General features: G+C 60.6%; 14 protein-coding genes. 11 read left to right on the top strand and 3 right to left on the bottom strand.

Annotation, left to right across the window (positions count from 1 at the left end; all coding sequences use genetic code 11):
* Window positions 1-7: 7 nt before the first annotated feature.
* From C4J85_RS04020 to C4J85_RS03990, 7 genes are all read left to right on the top strand, one after another.
* A complete protein-coding gene (locus C4J85_RS04020; RefSeq protein ID WP_124369641.1) occupies window positions 8-1,612 on the top strand; it encodes an ABC transporter substrate-binding protein in 1,605 nt (534 codons plus the stop codon).
* Window positions 1,613-1,781: 169 nt separating this feature from the next.
* A complete protein-coding gene (locus C4J85_RS04015; RefSeq protein WP_124409039.1) occupies window positions 1,782-3,176 on the top strand; it encodes an OprD family outer membrane porin in 1,395 nt (464 codons plus the stop codon).
* 80 nt (window positions 3,177-3,256) lie between these two features.
* The gene (locus tag C4J85_RS04010; RefSeq protein WP_124409038.1) at window positions 3,257-4,855 is read left to right on the top strand and encodes an ABC transporter substrate-binding protein; all 1,599 of its coding nucleotides are present in this window, start codon (window positions 3,257-3,259) and stop codon (window positions 4,853-4,855) included.
* Window positions 4,856-4,931: 76 nt separating this feature from the next.
* The gene (locus C4J85_RS04005) at window positions 4,932-5,942 is read left to right on the top strand and encodes an ABC transporter permease subunit (RefSeq protein ID WP_124361271.1); all 1,011 of its coding nucleotides are present in this window, start codon (window positions 4,932-4,934) and stop codon (window positions 5,940-5,942) included.
* A 10-nt stretch (window positions 5,943-5,952) separates the two neighbouring features.
* Complete coding sequence (locus tag C4J85_RS04000; protein ID WP_057724524.1) at window positions 5,953-6,864, top strand: ABC transporter permease subunit; 912 nt, start codon at window positions 5,953-5,955, stop codon at window positions 6,862-6,864.
* A gap of 10 nt (window positions 6,865-6,874) precedes the next feature.
* Complete coding sequence (locus C4J85_RS03995) at window positions 6,875-7,843, top strand: ABC transporter ATP-binding protein (RefSeq protein WP_124361270.1); 969 nt, start codon at window positions 6,875-6,877, stop codon at window positions 7,841-7,843.
* Window positions 7,843-8,814 carry a peptide ABC transporter ATP-binding protein gene (locus C4J85_RS03990; protein ID WP_124361269.1) on the top strand — a complete coding sequence of 324 codons (972 nt, stop codon included), beginning with the start codon at window positions 7,843-7,845 and terminating at the stop codon, window positions 8,812-8,814. Before C4J85_RS03995 ends, C4J85_RS03990 begins: the two co-directional genes overlap by 1 nt.
* Before the next feature lie 186 nt (window positions 8,815-9,000).
* On the opposite strand, the gene C4J85_RS03985 is transcribed toward C4J85_RS03990, so the two are convergent.
* From C4J85_RS03985 to C4J85_RS03975, 3 genes are all read right to left on the bottom strand, one after another.
* On the bottom strand, window positions 9,001-9,258 hold the full coding sequence (locus C4J85_RS03985; protein WP_124365809.1) for a hypothetical protein: 258 nt from the start codon (window positions 9,256-9,258) through the stop codon (window positions 9,001-9,003).
* Window positions 9,259-9,354: 96 nt separating this feature from the next.
* Complete coding sequence (locus tag C4J85_RS03980) at window positions 9,355-9,600, bottom strand: hypothetical protein (RefSeq protein ID WP_124365808.1); 246 nt, start codon at window positions 9,598-9,600, stop codon at window positions 9,355-9,357.
* Between the two features lie 295 nt (window positions 9,601-9,895).
* Window positions 9,896-11,479, bottom strand: coding sequence for a peptide chain release factor 3 (locus C4J85_RS03975; protein WP_073524000.1), 1,584 nt, complete (start codon window positions 11,477-11,479; stop codon window positions 9,896-9,898).
* A 332-nt stretch (window positions 11,480-11,811) separates the two neighbouring features.
* On the opposite strand from C4J85_RS03975, the gene C4J85_RS03970 reads away from it, so the two are divergent.
* The 4 genes from C4J85_RS03970 to C4J85_RS03955 are packed head-to-tail and all read left to right on the top strand — an operon-like array spanning window position 11,812 to window position 15,264.
* The gene (locus C4J85_RS03970; protein WP_124365807.1) at window positions 11,812-12,528 is read left to right on the top strand and encodes an ABC transporter permease; all 717 of its coding nucleotides are present in this window, start codon (window positions 11,812-11,814) and stop codon (window positions 12,526-12,528) included.
* A gap of 20 nt (window positions 12,529-12,548) precedes the next feature.
* On the top strand, window positions 12,549-13,445 hold the full coding sequence (locus tag C4J85_RS03965) for a glycine betaine ABC transporter substrate-binding protein (RefSeq protein WP_124409037.1): 897 nt from the start codon (window positions 12,549-12,551) through the stop codon (window positions 13,443-13,445).
* A gap of 11 nt (window positions 13,446-13,456) precedes the next feature.
* The gene (locus C4J85_RS03960; protein WP_124361264.1) at window positions 13,457-14,110 is read left to right on the top strand and encodes an ABC transporter permease; all 654 of its coding nucleotides are present in this window, start codon (window positions 13,457-13,459) and stop codon (window positions 14,108-14,110) included.
* Window positions 14,107-15,264 (top strand): betaine/proline/choline family ABC transporter ATP-binding protein, encoded by a 1,158-nt coding sequence (locus tag C4J85_RS03955; RefSeq protein ID WP_003171711.1) that lies wholly within the window; start codon window positions 14,107-14,109, stop codon window positions 15,262-15,264. The genes C4J85_RS03960 and C4J85_RS03955 overlap by 4 nt, the downstream gene beginning before the upstream one ends.
* The last annotated feature ends 82 nt before the right edge of the window (window positions 15,265-15,346 follow it).

Genomic DNA, 15,346 nt, shown 5'->3' with positions numbered 1-15,346 from the left:
AATCGTCATGCGCCATACCACCGTTCTATCCGCAATGTTTGCCGCCAGCCTGCTGGCTGTGGCCACCACGGCTCAGGCCGCCGAAAAGAAGAGCCTGGTGTTCTGCTCCGAGGGCAGCCCGGCGGGCTTTGACACGGCGCAATACACCACCGCCACCGACAACGATGCCGCTGAGCCGTTATACAACCGCCTTGTCGAGTTCGAAAAAGGCGCGACTGACGTAGTGCCTGGGCTGGCAACCAAGTGGGATATTTCCGAAGACGGGCTGACCTACACCTTTCATCTGCGCGAAGGCGTGAAGTTCCACAGCAACAAGGAGTTCAAGCCGACACGCGACTTCAACGCCGACGACGTGCTGTTCACGTTCAACCGCATGCTTGACCCTGACCACCCGTTCCGCAAGGCCTACCCTACCGAGTTTCCGTACTTCAACGGCATGAGCTTGAACAAGAACATTGCCAAGGTTGAAAAAACCGACCCGCACACCGTGGTGATCACCCTGAATACGGTGGATGCCGCGTTCGTGCAAAACATCGCCATGAGCTTCGCCGCAATCCTCTCGGCCGAGTATGCCGAGCAATTGCTCAAGGAAGGCAAACCCAGCGATATCAACCAGAAGCCCATCGGCACTGGCCCGTTCGTGTTCCAGCGTTACCAGAAAGACTCGCAGATTCGCTATGTGGCCAACAAACAGTATTGGGACCCCAGCAAGGTCAAGCTCGACCAGTTGATCTTCGCCATCAATACCGACGCCTCGGTGCGCGTGCAGAAGCTCAAGGCCGGCGAATGCCAAGTCACCCTGCACCCGCGTCCCGCCGACGTCGACGCACTCAAGGCCGACCCGAACCTGCAACTGCTGACCAAGCCTGGTTTCAACCTTGGCTACATCGCCTACAACGTGCGCCACAAACCCTTCGACCAGCTCGAAGTGCGCCAGGCGCTGGACATGGCGGTGAACAAGCAGAGCATCCTCAATGCGGTGTATCAGGGCGCCGGGCAACTGGCGGTCAACGCCATGCCGCCGACCCAGTGGTCCTACGACGACAGCATCAAGGACGCCGCCTACAACCCGGAAAAAGCCAAGGAACTGCTCAAGGCCGCCGGCGTGAAGGAAGGCACTGAGATCACCCTGTGGGCGATGCCGGTGCAACGGCCGTACAACCCCAACGCCAAGCTGATGGCGGAAATGCTGCAGAACGATTGGGCCAAAATCGGCCTCAAAGTAAAAATCGTCAGCTACGAATGGGGCGAATACATCAAGCGCACCAAGAACGGCGAGCACGATGTCAGCCTGATCGGCTGGACCGGTGACAACGGTGACCCGGACAACTGGCTGGGTACCCTCTACAGCTGCGACGCCATCGGCGGGAACAACTACTCCATGTGGTGTGACCCGGCGTACGACAAGCTGGTCAAGCAAGCCAAGGTCGTGACCGACCGCGAACAAAGGACTGTTCTGTATAAACAGGCGCAGCAACTGCTCAAGCAGCAGGTGCCGATCACGCCAATCGCCCACTCGACGGTCAACCAGCCGTTAAGCGCCAAAGTCGAAGGCTTCAAGGTGAGCCCCTTCGGCCGCAACGTATTCTCGGGCGTCAGTATCACCCCATAAGAAAATAACCGGATGGCGAAGGGCCTGGCTGCCCTTCGGCAAACGTGCAGCCTTTTGTTGGGATTTTTCCTACGCCAAACGTTTGCAATAGCTTGAACGAGTTACACACCCAATAGCCGGTTCACCTAAAAAGACCGGCATAAAAAAGAGAACCAAAGGAGCTTCACCCATGAAACTGAGCAGCAAAGCGCTTCTGGCCCTGGCCATCAGCAGCATCACGGCCACCGCCTACGCTGAATCGCAGAGCCAGGACTTCGTTCCTACCACCCTGGCCGGCACCAGCGCGCAAAGCGAGGCCAAAGGCTTTATCGAAGATTTCAGCCTGGGCGGTACCACGCGTAACTGGTACTCCCATGAAAGCAAATACCGTGGGGGCACCTTCGCCTACCAGAAGCATGGCCAGACCCTGACCGACCGTAACCGTACCAACTGGGTACAGGGCACCATCCTCAACGCCAGCTCGGGTTTCACCCAGGGCACTGTTGGCGTCAAGACCGAAGTGGCGGTGTACAACGCGCTGGTGCTGGACCGCAGCAAGCGTGACATCAAAGGCGGCTCCAACCGCACCCTGGCCGACTCCAACGGTGACGCCGTAGACCAGTGGAGCAAACTGGGCCTGGCCAACGTGCAGTTCCGTGTGTCCAACACCACCTTGACCGCCGGTCGCCAGAACTTCAGCAGCGGCATCGTCGATACCATCGGCAACCGTGCGCTGCCTTCCAGCTTCCAGGGTGTGAGCTTCAACAGCGAAGAGTTCAGCAACCTGTCGTTCCAGGGCGGTGTCTTCGATCGCGTGTCACCGCGTAGCGAACAGAGCCTGTCGAAATTCCGCAGCGAATACGGCAATGGCGCAGAAACCGACAAAGTCTCCACCCTGGGTGTGAACTACCAGCCGCTCAAAAGCCTGAAGACCAGCTTCTTCGCCGCCAACGTGAAGGACTTCTGGAACCAGTACTACTTCGGTGCTACCCACGAATTGGGCGACGCCAAGCAACTGGGCCTGACCACCGGTTTCAACTACTACAAGACTGTCGATGAAGGCAAAAAAGAGATGGGGGAAATCGACAACGATACCTTCTCCCTGTCCCTGGGACTGACTCACCAGGCACACAGCCTGACCTTCGCTTACCAGCAAGTGAACGGTAACGAGTACTTCGACTACCTGCACGAAACCAACGGCATTTACCTGGCCAACTCCCTGACCTCGGACTTCAACGGCCCGAACGAGAAGTCCTTCCAGATCGCCTACGCCATCAACATGGCCGAATACGGCGTGCCAGGCCTGAAGTTCAACGCCTACTCGGCGCGCGGCTGGGACATCGACGGCACCCACTACACCGGCAACAACGGCCGGGCCAAGTTCGCCTACGACGGCATCCAGTCCCAGGACGGCGAGAAGCACCAGGAATACGGTGTAGGCGCCTCTTATGCCCTGCAAAGCGGCCCACTCAAAGCCACTACCGTGCGCGCAACCTATGTTGAGCACCGTGGCAGCGAGTTCCAGTCCGACGGCAGCATCAAGGAATTCCGTTTGGTCACCACCATTCCGTTCAACATTCTTTAATTAGCGCCAGGCAGGCGGTGGGCTCAGGACGAGCCCGCCGCCTACGCGTTTCTGGCTCCATCGATTGCAGAGGGCTCTGAATGAAAATGCTCCCGTTACAAGCTGCCATGGCCGCTGCGCTGCTGAGCGTGGCGATCGGCGTATCGGCCAAACCGCTGGTGGTCTGCACCGAAGCCAGCCCGGAAGGTTTTGACCCGGTCCTGTACACCACCGCCGTGACCGCTGACGCCGCTGCGGAAACCATGTTCAACCGCCTGGTGGACTTCAAGCCTGGCACCACCGAAGTCGTTCCCGCGCTGGCCAAAGACCTGCCCGAGATCAGCGCCGATGGCCTGACCTACACCTTTCACCTGCGTGACGACATCAAGTTCCACACCACCGACTATTTCAAACCCACGCGCAACCTGAACGCCGACGACGTGCTTTGGAGTTTCCAGCGTCAGCTGGACCCGAATCACCCTTGGCATAAAAAGTCCCTCGTGGGCTATCCGTATTTCGAAAGCATGGGCTTCAAGGAACTGCTCAAGAGCGTAGAGAAGACCGACGACTACACCGTTGTCTTTACCCTGACGCGTCCTGAAGCCCCCTTCCTGGCCGACCTGGGCATGGCATTCTCTTCAATCCATTCGAAGGAATACGCCGACCAGTTGCTCAAATCCGGCAAGACCGAAGACCTCAACGCCAAGCCTATCGGCACGGGCCCGTTCATCTTCACCCGGTATCAGAAAGACGCCCAGGCGCGCTTCAAGGCCAACCCCGACTACTTCCGTGGCAAACCGGCAGTCGACCCGCTGATCCTGGCGATCAGCACCGATAACAACGTGCGCCTGCAGAAGCTCAAGGCCAACGAATGTCAGATCGCGCTGTTCCCCAAGCCGGATGACATTCCAAGCATCAAGAAAGACCCGAACCTGAAAGTCGATGAACTGGCGGCGATGACCACCAGTTACACCGCGTTGAACACGACCCACAAATACATGAGCGATGCGCGGGTGCGTCACGCGATCAACATCGCGTTCGACAAGGCCGGCTATACCGAAGCGCTGTTCGGCAAAGGCAATGCGGTGGTAGGCACCGGCCCTTATCCGCCGACCTTGCTGGGTTTCAGCGACAAACTGAAGAACCCGCCCCGCGACCTGGACAAGGCCCGCGCCCTGCTCAAGGAAGCCGGCGTGCCGGAAGGCACCGAATTCACCCTGTTCACGCGTAACGGCGGCGGCCCGACCAACCCCAACCCGATGCTCGGCGCCCAGCGCATGCAGGCGGATCTGGCGCAGATTGGCCTGAAGGTGAATATCAAAGTCATGGAATGGGGCGAGATGCTCAAGCGCGCTAAAAACGGCGAGCACGACATGGTTTCGGCCGGCTGGGTCGGTGACAACGGCGACCCTGACAACTTCCTGACGCCAAACCTGAGTTGCGATGCAGCGAAAAACGGCGAAAACTACGCGCGCTGGTGTAACAAAGAGTTTCAAGACTTGATCGACAAAGCGCGCGCCACCGCTGAACCCGCCCAGCGCGCTGTACTCTATGAACAAGCCCAGGACGTTTTCGACAAGGACCAACCATGGCTACCCATGGCTTATCCGAAACTGTTCACCGCCATGCGCAAGAACGTAGAAGGCTTCACCCAAAGCCCTCTGGGGACTAATAACTTCGCCACCACCCAGGTGAAGTAAATAAGAAAAACGCTCGGCGCCGTCGACCCTGACGGCGCCGAACCTGCCTAACCGGCTGATTGAGGTACACACCAAGATGTTTAGTTTTATTGCCCGCCGACTGGGGTTATTGATCCCCACGTTCTTCGGCATCACGTTGCTGACCTTTGCGTTGATTCGCATGATTCCAGGCGACCCCGTAGAAGTCATGATGGGCGAGCGCCGGGTTGACCCCGAAATGCATGCCCAGGCAATGGAGCGCCTTGGCCTTAACAAGCCGCTGTATGCGCAATACCTGGATTACGTCGGCAAGCTCGCCCAGGGCGACCTTGGCGAATCGCTGCGTACCCGCACCAGCGTGTGGACCGAGTTCACCGCACTCTTTCCGGCGACCCTGGAACTGTCCATCGCCGCCCTGTTGTTCGCCGGTATCCTGGGCCTGTTGGCCGGGGTGATCGCGGCCTTGAAACGAGGATCCCTGTTCGACCATGGGGTGATGGGCATCTCCCTGGCGGGATATTCGATGCCGATCTTCTGGTGGGGCCTGATCCTGATCATGTTCTTCTCGGTAAGCCTGGGCTGGACCCCGGTTTCCGGGCGTATCGACCTGCTCTACGACATTGAGCCGCGCACCGGCTTCATGCTCATCGACACCCTGCTGGCCGACGAGCCGGACGCGTTCTGGGACGCACTGCACCACCTGATCCTGCCGGCCATCGTGCTGGGCACCATCCCGCTGGCGGTGATTGCGCGGATGACCCGTTCCTCGATGCTCGAAGTGCTGCGCGAAGACTACATCCGTACCGCCAAGGCCAAGGGCCTGTCGCCGGCGCGCGTGGTGTTCGTACACGGTCTGCGCAACGCGCTGATCCCGGTATTGACCGTGGTCGGCCTGCAAGTCGGCACGTTGCTGGCCGGTGCGGTACTGACCGAAACCATCTTCTCGTGGCCCGGCATCGGCAAATGGCTGATCGAAGCCATTGGCGCGCGGGACTACCCGGTGGTGCAAAACGGCATTCTGTTGATCGCCTGCCTGGTGATCCTGGTGAACTTCGTGGTGGATATCCTCTACGGCTTCGCCAACCCACGCATCCGTCACCAGCGCTGAGATCATGACCATGACTACCTCTACTCCAGTGTCAGCAGTCGATCAGAGCCTGCTGTACCCGTCTCCGTACAAAGAATTCTGGCAAGCCTTCTCCAAGAACAAAGGCGCGGTTGCCGGCCTGCTGTTCATGTTGCTGATCGTGTTCTGCGCGATCTTCGCCCCTTGGGTTGCGCCGCATAACCCGAGCGAGCAATACCGCGACTTCCTGCTCACCCCGCCATCATGGCTGGAAGGCGGGCAGATCCAGTTCCTGCTGGGCACCGATGAACTCGGCCGGGATTTGCTCTCGCGCCTGATTCAGGGTTCGCGCCTGTCGCTGTTGATCGGCTTGTCCTCCGTGGTGATGTCGCTGATCCCGGGCATCCTGCTCGGCCTGTTCGCCGGGTTCTTCCCGCGCCTGCTGGGCCCGACCATCATGCGCTTGATGGATATCATGCTGGCCCTGCCGTCGCTGCTGCTGGCCGTGGCGATTGTCGCCATCCTCGGCCCTGGCCTGATCAACACCGTGATCGCCATCGCCATTGTGTCGCTGCCGTCCTACGTGCGTCTGACCCGCGCCGCGGTGATGGGCGAACTGAACCGCGACTACGTGACCGCCGCGCGCCTGGCCGGTGCCGGCCTGCCCCGCCTGATGTTTATCACCGTGCTGCCCAACTGCATGGCGCCGCTGATCGTGCAGGCCACCTTGAGTTTCTCGTCGGCGATCCTCGATGCCGCCGCCCTGGGCTTCCTCGGCCTTGGCGTACAACCGCCAACGCCGGAGTGGGGCACCATGCTGGCATCGGCCCGCGACTATATCGAACGCGCCTGGTGGGTCGTGAGCTTGCCGGGCTTGACCATTTTGCTCAGCGTGCTGGCAATCAACTTGATGGGTGACGGCCTGCGCGACGCGCTGGACCCGAAACTCAAGAACGCCGCCTGAGGAGATTCCCATGTCACTGTTAGAAATCAAGAATCTCAACGTTCGCTTCGGCGACGAGACCGCCGTGCCAGTGGTCGATGGCCTCGACATTACCGTCGACAAAGGCGAAGTCCTGGCAATCGTTGGCGAGTCGGGCTCGGGTAAATCCGTGACCATGATGGCGCTGATGGGCCTGATCGAGCACCCCGGCATCGTCACCGCCGATGCCCTGAACTTCGACGGCAAGGACATGCTCAAGCTGAGCAACCGCCAGCGCCGCCAGATCGTCGGCAAAGACCTGGCAATGGTGTTTCAGGACCCGATGACCGCGCTGAACCCCAGCTACACCGTGGGTTTCCAGATTGAAGAAGTGCTGCGCCTGCACCTGAAAATGTCTGGCAAGCAAGCGCGCAAGCGCGCCATCGAACTGTTGGAAAAAGTGGAAATCCCTGGCGCTTCCAGCCGTATGGATGCCTACCCGCACCAACTATCCGGCGGTATGAGCCAGCGCGTGGCAATCGCCATGGCGATTGCCGGCGAGCCGAAACTGCTGATCGCCGACGAACCGACCACCGCGTTGGACGTCACGATTCAAGCGCAGATCATGGACCTGCTGCTGGCCCTGCAAAAAGAGCAGAACATGGGCCTGGTGCTGATCACTCACGACCTCGCGGTGGTGGCTGAAACCGCCCAGCGCGTGTGCGTGATGTATGCCGGCCAGGCCGTGGAAGTCGGCCAGGTGCCGCAACTGTTCGACATTCCGGCGCACCCTTACAGCGAAGCGCTGCTCAAGGCGATCCCCGAGCACAGCCTGGGCGCCACACGCCTAGCCACGCTGCCGGGGATCGTGCCCGGCCGCTATGACCGCCCGCAGGGTTGCCTGCTGTCGCCGCGCTGCCCGTATGTGCGTGAGAACTGCCGTACCGAGCGCCCTGCCCTCGACCCGAAAACCAACAGCCTTGCGCGCTGCTTCTACCCCTTGAACCAGGAGGTGGCGTAATGGCCGTCGTTCTTACCGCCCGCGACCTGACCCGTCACTACGAAGTGTCCCGTGGCCTGTTCAAGGGCCACGCTACGGTGCGTGCCCTCAATGGTGTGTCTTTCGAACTGGAAGCCGGCAAGACCCTCGCCGTCGTAGGCGAGTCGGGTTGCGGCAAGTCAACCCTGGCCCGCGCCCTCACGCTGATCGAAGAGCCATCGTCCGGCTCGCTTAAAATCGCCGGCCAGGAAGTGGCCGGTGCCGACAAGGCCCAGCGCAAGCAATTGCGCAAAGACGTGCAGATGGTGTTCCAGAGCCCGTACGCCTCGTTGAACCCACGGCAGAAGGTCGGTGATCAGCTCGGCGAGCCGCTGCTGATCAACACCAACCTGTCCGCCGCCGAACGCCGCGAGAAAGTGCAGGCGATGATGAAGCAAGTGGGCCTGCGCCCCGAGCATTATCAGCGCTACCCGCACATGTTCTCCGGTGGCCAGCGCCAGCGTATCGCCCTGGCCAGGGCGATGATGCTGCAACCCAAAGTGCTGGTGGCGGATGAGCCGACCTCGGCGCTGGACGTGTCGATCCAGGCCCAGGTGCTCAACCTGTTCATGGACCTGCAGCAGGAATTCAACACCGCCTACGTGTTCATCTCCCACAACCTGGCCGTGGTGCAGCACGTTGCCGATGACGTGATGGTGATGTACCTCGGCCGCCCGGTGGAAGTGGGCCCCAAGGAAGACATCTACGCCCGCCCCTTGCACCCGTACACCCAGGCGCTGCTGTCGGCCACGCCGACCATCCACCCAGACCCGAACAAACCGAAGATCAAGATCGTCGGCGAGCTGCCCAACCCACTGAACCCGCCGTCGGGTTGCGCGTTCCACAAGCGTTGCCCGTACGCGACGGCGCGGTGCAGCACCGAGGAGCCGCTGTTGCGGCCGTTGGATAATCGCCAGGTGGCTTGCCACTATGCGGAGCAGTTCGTGGCCTGACGATCGTTCCCACGCTCCGCGTGGGAATGCCGCCTAGGACGCTCCGCGTCCCGCCGTTGAGGTGACGCGGAGCGTCAGGGATGCATTCCCACGCGGAGCGTGGGAACGATCAAAGTCTGAGTTCTACGGCCCTTCCCGCCAGGTTGCGCATCAGCCGGGCGGGAGGGGCTTCTTTTTGCGCACGGTTTATGTCTGGCTGTCGCCTTCATCGTCCGAATCGTCGCTGTCCGGCTCGTGGGTTGTGGCGTCATCGTCATCTTCGCTGCCGCCCTGGCCCTGATCGCCAGGCTCAGCTTCAGACTTGGCCAACTGCAAGTCCATGCTCTGGACGCCCTGCGCGACCGTTGCGCCCTGCACCGGGTTATGCGCCCAGGCTGTCGACATCCCCAAGGACAACAGCACCAGCACCTTGATCAACAACACCCCGCGTTGAAAAATACTCATGGTCGATCTCCGTCCAGTCAGTAGCGAAATCCCGCACGACAGCGGTTACCGTCGCCAGGATAAAAGCTAGCCCCAATGCCCGGTTCGTGCCAGGTATCAGGTTTCGCCGTCGTCGAAGGTCACACTGTCTTCCCCTTCATTGATGGGGTTTTCCGGATCTTTGACATCTGTGGGCTGGGGCTGCGGTTTCCAACTGCCCGAGTTGACCTCGTTCTGCTTTTTCTTGGTGACCGGGCCGGTGTCTTTCCACTGGGGCGCCCCAGCGTCGGCCGATGCCGGAAGGCTCGTCAGACCCAGGGCGGCCAGCAATACCAGGGTGATGGCGCTTTGAGCATTTCGCACGGTCGTCTCCTTTGCAGTCGGTGGGTAAACGCTAGACCCGAAGCAGGATTCCCGCCAATTCATGGCGTTATGAAGATCAAATGCGGGAGGGGGCAAGCCCTCAATAATGTAGGAGCGAGCTTGCTCGCGAAGAACTCAGGGCCCCCGCGTTTATCCAGAATGAACGCGTTGCCTGGACGTTTTTCGCGAGCAAGCTCGCTCCTACAGTGAGCCCCCTCCCACATTTTGGCTTTGCAGCAGGCATAAAAAAGGGCGAAGCCATCACGGCTTCGCCCTGCTCTTTACCGCTTAGCCCTTAATGGTGCTCGCGAGTCGCACGGAATTTCACATCCGGCCAACGCTCTTCCATCAGCGCCAGGTTGACCCGTGTCGGCGCCAGGTAAGTCAGGTGACCACCGCCGTCGATGGCGAGGTTTTCCACGGCCTTGTTGGAGAATTCCTCCAGCTTCTTCTTGTCACTGCAATCGATCCAGCGCGCGGAGTACACGGTGATCGGCTCGTAGGAGCACTCGACCTTGTATTCCTCTTTCAGGCGGCTGGCGACCACGTCGAACTGCAGCACACCCACGGCGCCGAGGATGATGTCGTTGCTGCGCTCGGGGAAGAACACCTGGGTCGCGCCTTCTTCGGCGAGTTGCTGCAAACCTTGGCGCAGTTGCTTGGATTTCAGCGGATCGCGCAGGCGTACGCGGCGGAACAGTTCCGGGGCGAAGTGCGGGATGCCGGTGAAGCCCAGTGCTTCGCCCTCAGTGAAGGTGTCGCCGATCTGGATGGTGCCGTGGTTGTGCAGGCCGATGATGTCGCCGGCGTAGGCTTCTTCGAGCTGTTCACGCTCGGAGGAGAAGAACGTCAGGGCATCGCCGATGCGCACGTCCTTGCCGGTGCGCACGTGGCGCATCTTCATGCCTTTTTCGTAGCGGCCGGAGCAGATACGCATGAAGGCGATGCGGTCGCGGTGCTTGGGGTCCATGTTCGCCTGGATCTTGAACACGAAGCCGGTGAATTTCTCTTCGACCGGTTCCACGGTGCGCTCGTTGGCGACACGGGCAAGGGGCTTTGGCGCCCAGTTCACGACGGCGTCGAGTACGTGGTCGACGCCGAAGTTGCCCAAGGCCGTCCCGAAGAACACCGGGGTCAGTTGACCATCGAGGAACTCCTGCTGGTTGAACTCATGGCACGCGCCCTGTACCAGTTCGAGCTGGTCGACAAAGCGGTCGTACTCGTCGCCCAGGTGGGCGCGGGCTTCGTCGGAGTCGAGCTTTTCGATGATTTTCACATCGGTGCGCTCATGACCATGGCCGGCGGTGTAGACAATGATGTAGTCGTCGGCCAGGTGGTACACGCCCTTGAAGTCGCGGTAGCAACCGATCGGCCAGGTGATCGGCGCGGCCTTGATCTTCAGGACGGCTTCGATTTCATCCAGCAGCTCGATGGGGTCACGGATATCGCGGTCGAGTTTGTTGATGAAGCTGACAATCGGCGTGTCGCGCAAACGGCACACATCCATCAACGCGATGGTGCGTGGCTCGACGCCTTTACCGCCGTCGAGGACCATAAGCGCCGAGTCCACCGCAGTGAGGGTGCGGTAGGTGTCTTCGGAGAAGTCTTCGTGGCCCGGGGTGTCGAGCAGGTTGACCATGTGGTCGCGATACGGGAACTGCATGACCGACGTGGTAATGGAAATACCCCGTTGCTTCTCCATCTCCATCCAGTCGGATGTCGCATGGCGGTCGGATTTGCGGGATTTCACCGTGCCGGCCACCGCGATTGCCTTGCCCATCAGCAGGAGCTTTTCGGTGATGGTGGTTTTACCGGCATCGGGGTGGGAAATAATAGCGAAAGTGCGGCGTTTCGCGACTTCGGCGGCCTGGTGGGTCATGGGAAATCGCCTGGCAGGTGAGTCAAAAAAGGGCGGCGAGTATAGCGCAAACCCAGGGTTACAGACCACCGTTGAGCCCATTGGGGGTGGCTAAATGCTCCCAAGTGTGGAACCTTTTAAAAGGTAGAGACGTCCACTCCCCTGCTATCGCACTCGGAACAGGGGCTGAAAAATCAGCAAGTTAGCCTGACGAGGCTGCGCTCATGGCTCGATCGCATACTGCGTTGCCAGTATCGGCGAGCTGCTTTTCGCGAACTCATTCAGAGGCAGCCAGCCATGGCATTGCCACCGGAGAATGTGTTCGCCGACAAAAGAAAAAAAGGAGTCCGCCTGTGGCTATTCGCTATGGCAAAGGGCTGATAGGAGGCGCGGTTGTCGTCGCGCTCCTGGCCCTGCTGGTCCACTGGATCGGCATCAACACGATCGAACTGTACCGCGACGATTTGTTGTTTTACCTGCAAGCTCATCTGATTCTGGTTTTAGTTTCCATGCTGGCCGCCCTGATTGTGGGCCTCCCAGCCGGCATCCTGCTCAGCCGACCGAACATGGTCGGGCGTGCAGAACGCTTCATGCAGATCTTCAACATCGGCAACACCGTCCCTCCCCTGGCCGTACTGGCCATCGCCCTCGGCGTCCTCGGCATCGGCAGCGGCCCGGCCATTTTCGCGCTGTTCCTCGCCTCCCTCCTGCCCATCGTGCGCAACACGTACGAAGGCCTCAAAAACGTTCAAGGCTCGCTGAAAGAAGCCGCCACCGGCATCGGCATGACGCCACGCCAGGTGCTGTTTCGCGTGGAGTTGCCCAACGCCGTGCCGATCATCATCGGCGGCGTGCGTGTGGCCCTGGCGATCAACGTCGGCACCGCACCGCTGGCGTTCCTGATCGGCGCCAACAGCCTGGGCAGTCTGATCTTCCCCGGCATCGCCCTGAACAACCAGCCGCAACTGCTGCTCGGTGCCGCATGCACCGCACTGCTGGCATTGCTGCTCGACGGCCTGGTGACCATGGCCAGCCGTCTCTGGCTGGAACGCGGGTTGCGTCCGTCTTAAGGCTTGGCAAAGGAAATCACATGAAAAAACTAAGCTTGATATTAGGCTGCGTCCTGCTGTTTGCAGGTTTTGCGCAAGCCGCTGAAAAACCGCTGATCCGCATCGGCGCCCGGGTGTTCACCGAACAGACCCTGCTCGCCGAAATCACCTCCCAGTACCTGCGCACCAAGGGCTACGACGCCCGCGTGACGGGTGGCCTGGGCAGTAACCTGGCGCGCAGCGCCCAGGAAAGCGGGCAACTGGACCTGATCTGGGAATACACCGGCGTGTCGCTGGTGGCGTACAACCACATCGACGAGAAACTCGACAGCGCTCAGTCCTACGCTCGCGTGAAGGAACTCGACGCAAAAAAAGGCCTGGTCTGGCTCTCGCCGTCGCGCTTCAGCAACACCTACGCCCTGGCGTTGCCGGAGAAAGTCGCCAAGGAACATCCCGAAATCAACAGCATCAGTGACCTCACCCACGCCATGGCCGCAGACACCCAGGAACATCGCCTGGTCGCCCTGGACACCGAGTTCGCCAACCGCTCCGACGGCCTGGCCGGCATGGTCAAGCTGTACGACATGAACCTCACGCGCAAAAACACCCGGCAGATGGACGCAGGCCTGGTCTACACCGCGCTGCGCAACGGCCAGGTGTTTGCCGGCCTGGTCTACACCACCGACGGTCGCCTGAATGCCTTCAAACTCAAGCTGCTGGAAGACGACAAGCACTACTTCCCGGACTACACCGCCGCCCCGGTGATTCGCCAGGAATACCTCGACCAGCACCCGCAACTGGCGGCCGAACTCAAGCCACTGGCCGCTCTGTTCGATGACGCAACCATGCGCCAGCTGAATGCGCGGGTCGACGTCGACCATGAAAGCCCGTCCGCTGTTGCCGCAGATTTCCTGCGCCAGCATCCGATCAATCAATAAGAGGAAAAGACATGGAATTTCTCAACGCCTTTTCCCACCTTGATTGGGCCCAAGTCCTGCAACTGACCTGGCAGCACATCACCCTGGTCGGCGTCGCGGTTGTCCTCGCGATCTTGATCGGCGTGCCCCTGGGCATCCTGATGACGCGGTTCCCGACCCTGGCCGGCCCGCTGCAGGCCAGCGCCACGGTGCTGCTGACCGTACCGTCCATCGCGCTGTTCGGCCTGCTGCTGCCGTTCTACTCCAAGTTCGGCCAGGGCCTGGGGCCGATGCCGGCGATCACCGCCGTGTTTCTCTACTCCCTGTTGCCGATCATGCGTAACACCTACCTGGCGCTCACCGGTGTCGAACCGGGCATTCGCGAAGCCGCCAAGGGCATCGGCATGACCTTCGCCCAGCGCCTGCGCATGGTCGAGCTGCCGATTGCCGTGCCGGTGATCCTCGCCGGTGTGCGCACCGCCGTGGTGATGAACATCGGCGTGATGACCATCGCCGCCACCATCGGTGCCGGCGGCCTGGGTGTACTTATTCTGGCTTCCATCAGCCGCAGCGACATGTCGATGCTGATCGTCGGCGCCGTGCTGGTCAGTCTCCTGGCCATCTTCGCCGACCTGCTCTTGCAATGGCTGCAACGCTCGCTGACTCCAAAAGGATTGCTCAAATGATCGAACTTCAAAATCTGTCCAAGACTTTTCAAAGCAACGGCAAGACTGTCACCGCCGTCAACGATGTCAGCCTGACCGTCAACGAAGGCGAGATTTGTGTGTTCCTCGGCCCTTCGGGCTGCGGCAAGAGCACCACGCTGAAAATGATCAACCGCCTGATCAAGCCCACCTCGGGCAAGATCCTGATCAATGGCGAAGACACCACCGACCTCGATGAAGTGACCCTGCGGCGCAATATCGGCTACGTGATCCAGCAGATCGGCCTGTTCCCGAACATGACCATCGAAGAAAACATCGTCGTGGTGCCCAAGCTGCTCGGCTGGGACAAACAGAAATGCCACGACCGCGCCCGCGAGTTGATGAGCATGATCAAGCTGGAGCCCAAGCAGTATCTGCATCGCTATCCGCGTGAACTGTCGGGCGGGCAGCAACAGCGCATCGGCGTTATCCGCGCCCTGGCGGCGGATGCCCCGTTGCTGCTGATGGATGAACCGTTCGGCGCGGTCGACCCGATCAACCGCGAGATGATCCAGAACGAGTTCTTCGAGATGCAGCGTGCGCTGAACAAGACCGTGATCATGGTCAGCCACGACATCGACGAGGCCATCAAGCTGGGCGACAAGATTGCGATCTTCCGCGCCGGCAAGCTGCTGCAGATCGACCATCCCGATACGCTGCTGGCGCACCCGGCGGACGAGTTCGTGAGCAATTTCGTCGGCCAGGACAGCACCCTCAAGCGCCTGCTGCTGGTGAAGGCCGAAGATGCCGCGGACAATGCGCCGTCGGTGAGCCCGGAAACACCGGTGGCCGATGCACTGGAGCTGATGGACGAGCACGACCGCCGCTATGTGGTGGTCACCTGCGCCGAGAATAAGGCGCTGGGCTATGTACGCCGTCGCGACTTGCACCGTCAGACCGGCACCTGCGGCCAGTACCTGCGCGAGTTCAACGCCACGGCCGCGTATGACGAGCACTTGCGCATCCTGCTGTCGCGGATGTACGAGTTCAACCGTTCGTGGTTGCCGGTGATGGATGCGGAGCGGGTGTTTCTGGGCGAGGTGACGCAGGAGTCGATTGCCGAGTACCTGAGTTCCGGTAAGTCGCGTGGGGGCAAGACCAGCATTGTTTCCCCGGCCGAGACCGCACTGGCCTGACACAACGCGGTAAAAAATGTGGGAGGGGGCTTGCTCCCGATGAGGGTGGGTCAGTTGATAAATGTGTAACTGACACACCGCC

It is taken from the genome of Pseudomonas sp. R4-34-07 (genome assembly GCF_003852375.1).
In the GTDB taxonomy this organism is placed as follows: domain Bacteria; phylum Pseudomonadota; class Gammaproteobacteria; order Pseudomonadales; family Pseudomonadaceae; genus Aquipseudomonas.
The sequence above is the reverse complement of the archived record's forward strand: the minus strand, read 5'-3'. Positions and strand labels throughout refer to the sequence as shown.